Annotated in this window: 10 protein-coding genes; 7 read left to right on the top strand and 3 right to left on the bottom strand. The window is 64.9% G+C overall.

From position 1 onward, the window contains the following. Positions 1-47: 47 nt before the first annotated feature. Entirely contained in the window at positions 48-2,000 is a 1,953-nt protein-coding gene (locus AC1DDG_RS07005) for a M13 family metallopeptidase (protein ID WP_476875488.1), read from the bottom strand. Between the two features lie 254 nt (positions 2,001-2,254). On the opposite strand from AC1DDG_RS07005, the gene leuA reads away from it, so the two are divergent. From leuA to AC1DDG_RS06990, 3 genes are all read left to right on the top strand, one after another. Next, positions 2,255-3,994, top strand: coding sequence for a 2-isopropylmalate synthase (gene leuA / locus AC1DDG_RS07000; protein WP_476875487.1), 1,740 nt, complete (start codon positions 2,255-2,257; stop codon positions 3,992-3,994). Between the two features lie 91 nt (positions 3,995-4,085). Then, positions 4,086-4,838 (top strand): DNA repair protein RecO, encoded by a 753-nt coding sequence (gene recO / locus AC1DDG_RS06995; RefSeq protein ID WP_476875486.1) that lies wholly within the window; start codon positions 4,086-4,088, stop codon positions 4,836-4,838. A 2-nt stretch (positions 4,839-4,840) separates the two neighbouring features. Next, positions 4,841-5,686 carry an isoprenyl transferase gene (locus AC1DDG_RS06990; RefSeq protein ID WP_476875485.1) on the top strand — a complete coding sequence of 282 codons (846 nt, stop codon included), beginning with the start codon at positions 4,841-4,843 and terminating at the stop codon, positions 5,684-5,686. 51 nt (positions 5,687-5,737) lie between these two features. On the opposite strand, the gene AC1DDG_RS06985 is transcribed toward AC1DDG_RS06990, so the two are convergent. Beyond that, positions 5,738-6,745: an alpha/beta hydrolase gene (locus AC1DDG_RS06985; RefSeq protein WP_476875484.1), complete on the bottom strand. Its 1,008-nt coding sequence runs from the start codon at positions 6,743-6,745 to the stop codon at positions 5,738-5,740. Positions 6,746-6,876: 131 nt separating this feature from the next. Here AC1DDG_RS06985 and AC1DDG_RS06980 point away from each other — a divergent pair, with 131 nt between their 5' ends. After that, positions 6,877-7,950 (top strand): quinone-dependent dihydroorotate dehydrogenase, encoded by a 1,074-nt coding sequence (locus tag AC1DDG_RS06980; protein WP_476875483.1) that lies wholly within the window; start codon positions 6,877-6,879, stop codon positions 7,948-7,950. 186 nt (positions 7,951-8,136) lie between these two features. Here the strand turns inward: AC1DDG_RS06980 and AC1DDG_RS06975 are convergent, their stop codons facing one another. Beyond that, on the bottom strand, positions 8,137-8,739 hold the full coding sequence (locus AC1DDG_RS06975; RefSeq protein WP_476875482.1) for a DUF3043 domain-containing protein: 603 nt from the start codon (positions 8,737-8,739) through the stop codon (positions 8,137-8,139). A 129-nt stretch (positions 8,740-8,868) separates the two neighbouring features. Here AC1DDG_RS06975 and AC1DDG_RS06970 point away from each other — a divergent pair, with 129 nt between their 5' ends. The 3 genes from AC1DDG_RS06970 to ctaC all read left to right on the top strand — a co-directional run bounded on the left by AC1DDG_RS06970 (position 8,869) and on the right by ctaC (position 11,846). After that, entirely contained in the window at positions 8,869-10,299 is a 1,431-nt protein-coding gene (locus AC1DDG_RS06970) for a M20/M25/M40 family metallo-hydrolase (RefSeq protein WP_476875481.1), read from the top strand. A gap of 186 nt (positions 10,300-10,485) precedes the next feature. Beyond that, complete coding sequence (locus AC1DDG_RS06965; protein ID WP_476875480.1) at positions 10,486-10,905, top strand: HesB/IscA family protein; 420 nt, start codon at positions 10,486-10,488, stop codon at positions 10,903-10,905. A gap of 68 nt (positions 10,906-10,973) precedes the next feature. Next, positions 10,974-11,846 carry an aa3-type cytochrome oxidase subunit II gene (ctaC, locus tag AC1DDG_RS06960; RefSeq protein ID WP_476875479.1) on the top strand — a complete coding sequence of 291 codons (873 nt, stop codon included), beginning with the start codon at positions 10,974-10,976 and terminating at the stop codon, positions 11,844-11,846. Positions 11,847-11,853: the final 7 nt, after the last annotated feature.

The raw sequence follows: 11,853 nt of genomic DNA, 5'->3' as shown, positions 1-11,853 counted from the left end.
GAAAATGCCGGGCCAACCAACGGTTGGCCCGGCACTTTTTTGCGAATTCACCAGATGTTGACGCGTTCCTCCGGGGACATCCACATTCCATCCTCTTCGGAGACGCTGAACGCGGCATGGAAGGAATCCAGGTTTTTGGCAATGGCGTTCGTGCGGAACTCGTTGGGGGAGTGGGGGTCCGTGGCCAGCCGCCGGATGGCTTCCTCCGGGCGGATCACCTGCCGCCAGCCGGCAGCCCAGGAGGCAAAAAAGCGCTGCTCGCCCGTCAGCCCGTCCAGCACCGGCGGTTCCTGGCCGTCGAGGCTGAGGCGGTACGCCTTGTGGGCGATGGTCAGGCCACCAAGGTCGCCGATGTTCTCGCCGAGGGTCAGCTTTCCGTTGACGGTATGCCCCGGCGCCGCAGAAGGAGACAGCGCATCGTATTGGGCCACGAGCCTGCCGGTCAGGGCCTCGAAGGCCTTGCGGTCGTCCTCGGTCCACCAGTTGCGGAGTTCCCCGGTGCCGTCGAACTGGGACCCCTGGTCGTCGAAGCCGTGGCCGATCTCATGCCCGATCACGGCTCCGATGCCCCCGTAGTTGACGGCGTCGTCAGCGTCCGCGGTGAAGAACGGCGGCTGGAGGATCGCCGCCGGGAAGACGATCTCATTCAGCATCGGGTGGTAATACGCGTTAACCGTCTGCGGGGTCATGAGCCACTTGTTCAGGTCCACGGGCTTGCCCACCTCGTCCAGGTGGCGGTCGACGTCGGCGTTGTGGGCACGTTCAACGTTGCCGAGCAGGTCCGCAGGATCGATCACGACAGCCGAGTAATCGATCCATTCCTCGGGGTAGCCGATCTTGGCGCGGAAGGCGCCAAGCTTGCGCAGTGCCTCGGCTTTGGTGTCCTCGCCCATCCACGCCAGATCCGTGATGCTCTGGCGGTAAGACTCGATCAGGTTGGCGACGAGGCTCTGCATCCGCGCCTTGTGGCTCTCGGGGAAGTGCCGGGCAACGTAAATCTGGCCTACGGCTTCTCCGAGTCCCCCCTCCACGACGGCGACTCCCCGCTTCCAGCGGTCCTTGTTCCGGGGTGTGCCGCTGATTTTGGTCCCGTAGAACGCGAAATTGGCATCCACGAAGGCGGCGGACAGGTAGGGGGCTGCAGAGTTGATGACCCGAAGCGCCAGCCATTCCTGCCAGATAGGCAGGGACTCCGAGACCAGCAGGGCGGCTGCGCCGGCGAAAAAGTCCGGTGTGCTGACCACGAGCTCCTGGCGCTTTTCGGGGACGATGTCCGCCGCGTCGAACCAGGTGTCCAGCAGGGGGAACAGCTCATTGGCCTGGTCAGCGGACTTCAGGTTGTACGTCTTTTGCGGGTCGCGGAGTGTGACGTTGTCCCAGTGGTGCGAGGCAAGGGCGGTCTCCAGGGCCACCACACGGGCCGCTGCGCCCGCCGGATCAGCGATGCCGGCCATGCCGAACATCGTGCCCACGTACTCGCGATAGGCCTGGACTGTCGGCGCAAACTTCTCTTCACGGTAGTAGGACTCGTCGGGGAGACCCAGCCCGCCCTGGCCGGTGTACAGCAGAACGCGTTCGGGGTTGCCCGCATCCGGGGCCGGGTAAATGTAGAACAGGCCGGATACATCGGCACGGAACAGGCGGCCGGCCAGGGCAATCAGTTCGCCAACAGTGGACGTGGCGAACACTTCGGCCAGCCGGTTCCGTATCGGGTCCATGCCCTTGGCCTCGATGGCGGCCTCATCCATGAAGCTGTTGTAGAGGTCGCCGATCTTTCGCTCGATGCCGCTGGCGGAAGCCCCCTTGCCTGCGGCCTCCTCGATGATTTCCTTGACGGCCAGCTCTGCCCCGTCGCGGAGCGCGGTAAAGGTTCCTTCCAGGGGACGGTCGTCCGGGATCGTCGTGCTCTTAAGCCATGCCCCGTTCACATGCTGGTACAGGTCGTCCTGCGGCCTGACGCTGTGGTCGATATTGGACAGGGCGATCCCCGAATGTGGCACAGGAGCTCCTTCGATGACGGGCTGCGGCCGGCGCTGGCACCGGTGCAGCGTCTGCATGGTGGACGTTGCTGGAGGTGTTGCTCCTTCATCTTACGCACCCGTGTTACTGTGAAATGGTGCGCGCAGAACTGCTTCTTCTTAGCTGCCGCGGCGAGGCCTCAGACGCGATCTAGCGCAAGGCCCACCCTCGTCGCGGAGTTTGTGTTGCCCGGCCACCCTTTCAAACAGGAACCACAGAAAAGGCCCCGATAGTAATGCGAAACGCACAGAAGCCCTCAGGAATGCCGGTCCACCGCTACGTACCGTTCCAGGACCAGATCACCGTCGAACTGCCGGACCGCACCTGGCCGGACAAGGTCATCACCAAGGCCCCCCGCTGGTGTGCCGTGGATCTGCGCGACGGCAACCAGGCGCTGATCGACCCCATGAGCCCGGCCCGCAAGATGAAGATGTTCGAACTGCTGGTCCGCATGGGCTACAAGGAAATCGAGGTCGGCTTCCCGTCCGCCTCGCAGACCGACTTCGACTTCGTCCGGCAGCTCATCGAAGGCAACCACATCCCGGATGACGTCACCATCCAGGTGCTGACCCAGGCCCGCGAGCACCTGATCGAGCGGACTTACGAATCCCTGGTCGGCGCGAAGCAGGCCATCGTGCACCTGTACAACTCGACGTCGGTCCTGCAGCGCCGTGTCGTTTTCAACCAGGACGAGGACGGCATCCTGGACATCGCGCTCCAGGGCGCACGCTTGTGCAAGAAGTACGAGGAAACGCTGGCGGACACGCACATCACGTACGAGTACTCGCCGGAATCGTTCACCGGGACCGAACTCGAATACGCCATCAGGGTCTGCAACGCGGTCGCGGACATCTTCGAGGCATCCGCCGACCGCCAGGTCATCATCAACCTGCCCGCCACGGTGGAGATGGCCACGCCGAACGTTTACGCCGATTCCATCGAGTGGATGAGCCGGAACCTGCACCCGCGTGAGGGAATCATTCTCTCCCTGCACCCGCACAACGACCGCGGCACAGGCGTCGCTGCGGCAGAGCTCGGCTACCTGGCCGGTGCCGACCGGATTGAAGGGTGCCTGTTCGGCAATGGCGAGCGGACCGGCAACGTTGACCTGGTCACCCTGGGGCTGAACATGTTCGTGCAGGGCATCGACCCGATGATCGATTTCTCCAACATCGATGACGTCCGGCGCACCGTGGAGTACTGCAACCAGCTGCCGGTGGCGGAGCGGGCGCCCTACGGCGGAGACCTCGTCTTCACCGCGTTCTCCGGTTCCCACCAGGATGCCATCAAGAAGGGTTTCGAAGCCCTGGAAAAGGACGCAGCCGCAGCAGGCATGGACGTCAGCGACTTCACCTGGCAGGTCCCGTACCTGCCGGTCGACCCGAAGGACCTGGGCCGAAGCTACGAGGCCGTCATCCGCGTCAACTCGCAGTCCGGCAAGGGCGGCGTCGCCTACCTGCTGAAGAACGAGCACAGTCTCGACCTGCCGCGACGTGCCCAGATTGAATTCTCCGGCGTCATCCAGCGCCGCACGGACACCGTGGGCGGCGAAGTCAGCGGCGCCCAGCTGTGGCAGCTCTTCCAGGACGAGTACCTGCCATCCGACTCGGCCGACCGCCAGTGGGGCCGGTATTCCCTCGGATCGGTCAAGACTGAGACCGATGAAGACGGCTCCATGACGCTGCACACCACGCTCACCGTGGACGGCGCCCAGGTCCGGCGCACAGGAACCGGCAACGGCCCCATCGCCGCGCTCCTGGACATCCTCGGCCAGGACGGCGTGGATGTCCGGGTGCTGGATTACAGCGAGCACGCCCTGTCGGAAGGCGGAAACGCCCGCGCCGCCGCCTACGTGGAATGCGCGGTCGGCGAGCGTGTTCTCTGGGGCATCGGCATCGATCCGAACACGAGCATGTCCTCGCTGAAGGCAGTCATCTCGGCCGTGAACCGCGCCGTTCGGGACGCCCAGGCCTGAGAGTCCTGACAGGTGCGCCGCCGCTTTCCTCCGGCGGCGCACCTGCAACCCGGAAAGCAGGGTTTTCCGGCAGACAGTGCGAAGATTAAGCGTGGTCCAACAGTCATTTGCAGCGCGTGCCTACCGCGATGATGCCGTGGTGCTGCGCACCCACAAGCTCGGCGAGGCGGACCGCATCATCACGCTGCTGACGAAGCATCACGGGCAGGTGAGGGCCGTCGCCAAAGGCGTCCGGCGCACCAGTAGCCGCTTTGGCGCCCGCCTGGAGCCGTTCATGGTGGCGGATTTACAGCTCGTGTCCGGCAAGACCCTGGACATTGTCACCCAGGCTGTTGCCAAGGGCGCCTACGGCGGGAACATCGCAGCCGACTACGGCAGGTACACGGTGGCTGCGGCCATGACGGAGACCGCCGAAAAGCTGACAGACGTTGACGGCGAAGCCGGAACCGCCCAGTACAACTTGCTCGTCGGCGCCCTGGCGTCACTCAGCCGCGGGGACCACACACCGGAACTGATCCTGGACTCCTACCTCCTGCGCGCCCTCGCCACTGGAGGCTGGGCTCCCAGCTTCACCAGCTGCGCGCGCTGCGGTGCGGCCGGGCCCCACACCGCGTTCTCGGCTCCGCTCGGCGGCATGGTCTGCAGCGACTGCCGGCCGCCGGGTTCACCGGCCCCGGCCGCCGAGACGGTCACGCTGCTGGGCGCACTGCTCACCGGAGACTGGACGACGGCGGATTCCTCGGTACCGCTGCACCGGCGGGAAGCCGCGGGCCTCGTGGCCAGTTATCTGCAATGGCACCTTGAACGTGTCCTGAAATCCCTCAAACTTGTGGAGCGTACCTAACAGTGTCCTTGGGAAAGAAGACCACTCCTGCCCGTCGCCGGACCGCCCCGGTGGTTCGCCCCTACCCCCATCCTTCGGGAGCAGTTGCTCCGGCGATCCCGGCCGAGTTCGTGCCACAGCATGTGGCGATCGTGATGGACGGGAACGGGCGGTGGGCCAACCAGCGGGGGCTGCCCCGCATTGAAGGCCACAAGGCAGGGGAGCCCGCCCTGCTGGATGTCGTGGCCGGGGCCATCGAGCTCGGCATCAAGTACGTCACGGTCTATGCATTCTCGACGGAGAACTGGCGGCGGTCCCCGGAGGAAGTGCGGTTCCTGATGGGATTTAACAAGGACGTGCTGCGGAGGCAGCGGAACCAGCTGGACGAATGGGGCGTGCGGGTGCGCTGGTCCGGCCGGCGGCCCAAGCTGTGGGGGTCCGTCATCCGTGAACTCGAGGAGGCCGAGGCGTACACCGTCGGAAATAGCACGTGCACGTTAACCATGTGTGTTAATTACGGCGGCCGCGCGGAGATAGCGGACGCAGTCTCTGCCATTGCCGAGGAAGTCGCCGCCGGCCGCCTTAAGCCCGGTGCCATCACGGAGAAAACCATCCAGAAGTACCTCGACGAACCGGACCTGCCCGACGTCGACCTTTTCCTGCGCAGTTCCGGCGAGCAGCGGCTGTCCAACTTCATGCTTTGGCAGTCTGCGTACGCGGAGTTCGTTTTCCTGGACACGCTCTGGCCGGACGTGGACCGCCGCACCCTCTGGGATGCTGTGGGGATCTATGCACAGCGGGACCGCCGCTACGGCGGCGCGGTGGATGCCGCGAAGAATCCGGTGGCCGCCGCCAACCAGCCGGGGTAGGACTTCAGCGGCACGGGGGAGGAGCTCTCCTGTTTCCCCGTTCCCCTTCGGTCACGGCAGCCGGCCGTCGAAGGTTTCGTCCTCCGCCGCGTAGCCGCGAATCCACGTGGCCAACCGCCGGTACGCGTCCGTGCGCACCTCAGTACGGGACAGGAAGACGTCGTGCAGGGCGCCGTCGATGCGTTCCACGGTCACGCTCCGGCCCAGCGAGAGGGCACGCACGGCGATGACGTTGACGTCCAGCACGGCGTCGGTCCTGCGCATTGCCTCGGTCCAGAACGGACCGTTGGCGCTGGCACCGGAAATCACGACCAGAATGGGAACCTCGATGCGGAGTCCGCGGGCAACCTGTGTGTGGCCGGCAAGGACGGCGCTCAGCCAGCCGGCCCGGACCGGGAAGGCCATGGGGGGCCGGTACTTGTCGTCCAGGGTCCATTCGCCTTCGGCCGAGCTGCTGATGCTCCGCCAGTAGAAGCCACGCTCGGGCAGCCGGAGCACAGCTTCCGGCCGCAGCCGGGCGAGGGGTTCGACCATGGTTCGGGCGGCCCGGCGGACCAGCGAGCTGCCGTGCATTTCCAGCCAGGGACTGTTCAGGACAAGCTGTGAAACCCTGCCCGGGTTGCGGCTCACCCACAGAGCTGCGACAAGGCCGCCGGTGGAATGTCCCATCAGGACAAGCGACATGGGCGCCGTGGGCCGCACCTCCGAAATCATGCTGACTGCGGTGTCGATTTCCGCGTCATAGTTCCCCAGATCGGCAACGTACCCGCCGTGCGTAGAGGGCTGCAGGCTGCGGCCGTGGTTGTGCATATCCAAGGCAAAGAACTCAAAGCCCTGGCCATCCCAGAAACGCGCCAGCTCCGCGTTGAAAAAGTAATCACTCCAACCATGGAGGAAAAGCACCGCGCGGCGTTTGGCTGCCGGCCCGGCTTCTGCGGTGCCGTCCTTCTGCGGGGCATAGCGGACGAGCGTTGCGGTGCGAGTGACGCCGTCACTGCCCGTGGCACCGAAGGCACAGGACTCGAAGCCGCCGCCCAGGATGTCGCTCTGCCACTCCATGGCACCAGCCTAGACTTTCCGGTCAGGCCCCGCGGCCGCAGCCGCGGCGGCAGAAGGCACCTCGGCCGTGGCGCGCACCCTTGTGTCGGTGCTGGTTTGGTCTCCACCGCCGAAGACGGAAAACTAGAGGCATGCGCGTATATCCGACTTTCTTCAGGCTGGCCTTTTCATGGATGGACGCCGAACGCGCCCACAAAATCGGATTCAAGGGCATCCGCCTGGCCCACATCACCGGCGCCGGGCGCCTGCTGGCACGCTTTACGGCCCCGCCCGCATCCCTGCAGACGAGTGCTTTTGGGCTGACGTTCCCGTCGCCGTTCGGGCTGGCCGCCGGCTTTGACAAGGAGGGCCACGGCATCGAGGCCCTGACTGAACTCGGTTTCGGCCACGTTGAGGTGGGGACCATCACCGGCCGCGCCCAGCCCGGCAACGAAAAGCCGAGGCTTTTTAGGCTTATCGATGACCGGGCAGTCATCAACCGGATGGGGTTCAACAACGACGGCGCCGCGGCGGTGGCACCCCGCCTCAAGTCTGCCCGGGCTGCCCTCCAGCGGCGGCATCCCAAGGTGCGCCCGCTCATAGGGGTGAACATCGGCAAGAGCAAGGTGGTGGAACTTGAGGACGCCGCGGAGGACTACCTGATCAGCGCGCGCAGCCTTGCTCCGGCAGCGGACTACCTTGTGGTGAACGTCAGTTCCCCGAATACGCCGGGCCTGCGGCTCCTGCAGAACGTGGAAACACTCCGGCCGCTCCTGGCAGCGGTGGGGGAGGAGGCCGACAAGGCGGCCGGACGCCACGTGCCGCTGCTGGTCAAGATCGCCCCGGATCTCAGCGATGAGGATGTGGACGACGTCGCGCTTCTTGCGCTGGATTTGGGCCTGGACGGCATTATCGCCACTAATACGACCATCGGACGCACAGGCCTCACGGCGGAGCCGGAAAAGATTGAAGCGTGCGGCGCGGGAGGCCTCTCGGGTGCTCCGCTGAAGGCCCGTTCCCTGGAGGTATTGCGCCGGCTCAAAGCCGCCACCGACGGCCGGCTGACGCTGGTATCCGTGGGCGGCGTTGAGACACCCCGGGATGTCCAGGACCGGCTGGACGCCGGTGCCACCCTGGTCCAGGGGTACACGGCGTTCCTTTACGAGGGGCCCTTCTGGGCAGCCCGCATAAACAGGCAGTTGGCAAAAAGCCGGCGCGGGGCCTGACACTGCCCCGTCCGGGGCGTCCGATGACCGTGGCGTCCAACACGGACCAACAGCAACGCAGTCACGGGAATGCAGTCACGGGAATGCTGTCACGGGAATGCAGAGCAGCCCCCGGCGGTCATACCGCCGGGGGCTGCTTCATTCTGAATCACGGCCGGGAACAGGGCCCGGAGAAATCGGAGGGGTTCAGGACGGGTACTGGCCGCGCCGGACCTGGGGCTTGGGGAGGCGCAGCTTCCGGAACTGCAGGGAGCGCATTGACCCATACCAGACGGTGCCGCGTTCCACGTCGCCGAACTTCTCGGTGAGCCGCTTGCGCAGTTTGCGGGACAGGATGAACACGTCCACGAAGACGGCCAGGAACATGACCCAGAACCCGCCCAGGACGTAAATCATCTGTTCACTCGTGGACGGCACCAGCAGGGAGATGATCACGAAGACCAGTGCGCCGAACATGAGATACTCGCCGAGGCTGAACCGCGCGTCCACATAGTCGCGGGCAAACCGTTTCTGCGGCCCTTTGTCACGGATCGGGAGGAACTTCTCGTCCCCCGTGTCGAGCGCTTGGCGCATCTTCAGACGCTGGTCCTGGACGGCGGCACGCTCTGCCGCCTTCGAGGCCTTGCGGTCCTCGGGCACCAGCGGCCGCTTGCGGGCTGCCTCCTGGGCCTTGCGCTTGGGCGTGGGCACACCCTTGCCGGCAGCCTCGGCCTGCCGGGAAGCTGCCTCGGCAGCTTGTTGGTCTACTACATCCTGCGCCGCTGGCGCTTCCTTTTTACGTCCGAACACGGAAACAGAATACCTTGCAGGGCCGGACTGCCCGTCATGCAGCCGGACAGGCAGAGCCGCAGGTGACGCGGACGGCGTGGGGTCGGGGCGTTATTTGTTGTGGTCTGTGACACAGGTAGTGTTTTGGCCATGACTTCAACATCAGCGGCGACCCCGCAACAATCTGTCGGTTCGGTGGCCGGCGTCGACACGGACGCCCTTCGGAACGCCGTCAGCGCAGCGTTTGGGACCACCATGTCCCAGCTGAAAGACCTGGTCAGTATTCCCGGTATTGCCTGGCCGAGTTTCGATCCCGCGCACCTTGACCACAGTGCCGAGGCCGTCGCCGCCCTCGTGCGGAGCACCGGCCTGGGTGACGTCCGGATACTTCGTTGCGACAAGGAGGACGGGACCCCCGGGGGGCCGGCCGTGGTTGCACGCCGCGAAGCAGCGGACGGCAAGCCGACCATCCTGCTCTATGCCCACCACGACGTCCAGCCGCCCGGCGATCCGGCGCTGTGGGAGTCAGAGCCGTTCACCGCCGTCGAACGCGACGGCCGTCTGTACGGTCGCGGGGCCGCTGACGATAAGGCCGGCATCATGGCCCACATCGCAGCCTACGGCGCCGTGACCCAGGTGCTCGGCGAAGAATTCGGCCTTGGTGTGACGCTTTTCTTCGAAGGCGAGGAAGAAGCGGGCTCACCGACCTTCCGGACCTTCCTGGAAACACACCGCGAGCTGCTCCGGGCCGACGTCATAGTGGTGGCCGATTCCAGCAACTGGAAGGTGGGGGTTCCGGCGCTCACCACCAGCCTCCGGGGCCTGATCGATGGAACCATCGAGGTACAGGTCCTGGAGCATGCAGTGCACTCGGGGATGTACGGCGGACCCGTGCTGGATGCGCCCACACTGCTGTCCCGCCTCATTGCGACCCTCCATGATGCCGAGGGGAGCGTCGCCATTGAGGGTCTTGTGGGACGCGACGAAGCCACGGTGGACCTGACCGAGGCGGAGTTCAGGGCGGACGCCTCGGTGCTCGACGGCGTGAAGCTGGCAGGCAGTGGGAGCATCGCATCGCGGATGTGGACCAAACCGGCACTTTCCATCATCGGCTTTGACGCGCCTGCCGTTGACGTAGCTTCGAACACACTGCTGCCCAGGGCACGTGCGAAGTTCAGCCTCCGGCTGGCCCCCGGCCAAGTGCCGGCAGACGCCATGGAGGCAGTCCGCCGCCACGTCGAGACCCACGCGCCGTTCGGTGCCAAGGTGGTCTTCACGCCCGGGGAGAGCGGGAACGCCTACCTCACGGACCGGAGTTCGGCTGCTGCGGCATTCGCCATGTGGGCGCTGGGGGAGTCGTGGGGCGTACCGGCAGTGGAAATGGGCATCGGCGGTTCCATTCCGTTCATTTCAGACCTGACGGACCTCTACCCGGAGGCCCAGATCTTGGTGACGGGAGTGGAAGACCCGGATTCCCGGGCCCACTCGGCCAACGAATCACTCCATATTGAAGACTTCCGGAATGCAGTCGTGGCCGAGGCGCTGCTGTTGGCACGCCTTAACAGCGAGGGTCTCGGCTGACCTCACCGGTCCTGGCGGCTGCCTGGCGCGGCCATTCCGGGAACAAGTCGGGGATGGCCACGGTTACGCCTGAAGTTAGAGCTACGCGTCTGATCGACGTAGCATGTAGCTATAGCCCATACCGTTTCCGTAGGGGCAGGCACCGTGCATGCGGGGCCGCCAGGACCGTCGTTAGAAGGTAGGCCAATGAGCACTACGACCAATGAAAACAGCACCGAATCCACCGGCACGGCCAGTGCCGAACTGGCGAGCCACGAGGTTCAGCTGACGGACGTTGCCGCAGGCAAGGTCCGCAGCCTCCTTGAGCAGGAAGGCCGTACCGACCTCCGCCTTCGCGTTGCCGTGCAGCCGGGCGGCTGCTCCGGACTGATTTACCAGCTCTACTTCGACGAGCGCCTCCTCGAGGGCGACGCCGTGCGCGACTACGACGGCGTCGAGGTCGTTGTCGACAAGATGAGCGTGCCGTACCTCAGCGGCGCCAGCATCGACTTTGAAGACACCATCTCCAAGCAGGGTTTCACCATCGCCGGTGATAACCGGCGCCGCCACACTGCGCGGACATGTGGGCGAAAACGCGCGGGGAGCGGTAAGCTCTACACCGAGTAGTAAAACCTTTAGTGTGCCGGGATGCCATAGGCCGCCCTGGCAACAGCAACAAGTAGGAAGGGCCGTCTGTGAGTTCGCAGAACCGAACCGGCAGCCGACGCAAAACGATCACTTCGATCTCTGGCTTGGCAATTGCCGGCGCGTTGGTTTTGACTGGATGTTCGTCAGAGGTAGAGAAGGGGTGGCTGCCCACTGAGCGTGGCACCACCAGTAACACTGACCGCATCATGGACCTCTGGGTCAACTCATGGATTGCCGCACTCGTGGTGGGCATTATCACCTGGGGCCTGATTGTCTGGTGCATCGTGGCCTACCGCCGCCGCAAGGGCACTGTCGGATTCCCCCGGCAGACCAGCTTCAACCTGCCCCTCGAGGTCTTCTACCTCACCATCCCGCTGTTCATGGTCCTGGTGTTCTTCTACTTCACCGACCGCGACCAGCAGGCCATCGACGACCGCTCCAAACCGGCCGACGTTGTAGTGGACGTCCGCGGCAAGCAGTGGGCCTGGGACTTCAACTACAAAAAGGGCGACGTCGTCACCGAGGACCTTCACGAAGCGGGTGTCCAGGCACACCTGACCGGCGAGGCCGTCGACAAGGAAAAGCTCCCCACCCTTTACCTGCCTGTCGGCAAGTCGGTGGACCTTGAACTGAACTCACGCGACGTTATCCACTCCTTCTGGGTACCTGCCTTCCTGCAGAAGCGGGACATGATCCCGGGCAAGACCAACTTCATCCGCTTGACGCCCACCAAAGAGGGCACGTATGACGGCAAGTGCGCCGAGCTCTGCGGCGAATACCACTCCGAAATGCTGTTCCGCGTAAAGGTGGTCTCCGAGTCCGAATTCCAGGCGCACATGAACCAGCTGCGCCAGGACGGCAACACGGGACTGCTCGGCGAAGAGTACGACCGCAACCCCGGCCTGATCGAATCGAAGTAAGGGGAGC

This window comes from Arthrobacter sp. 10L430, assembly GCF_056395245.1.
Note: the sequence above shows the minus strand (reverse complement) of the source record. Positions and strands in the feature narration are given on the sequence as shown.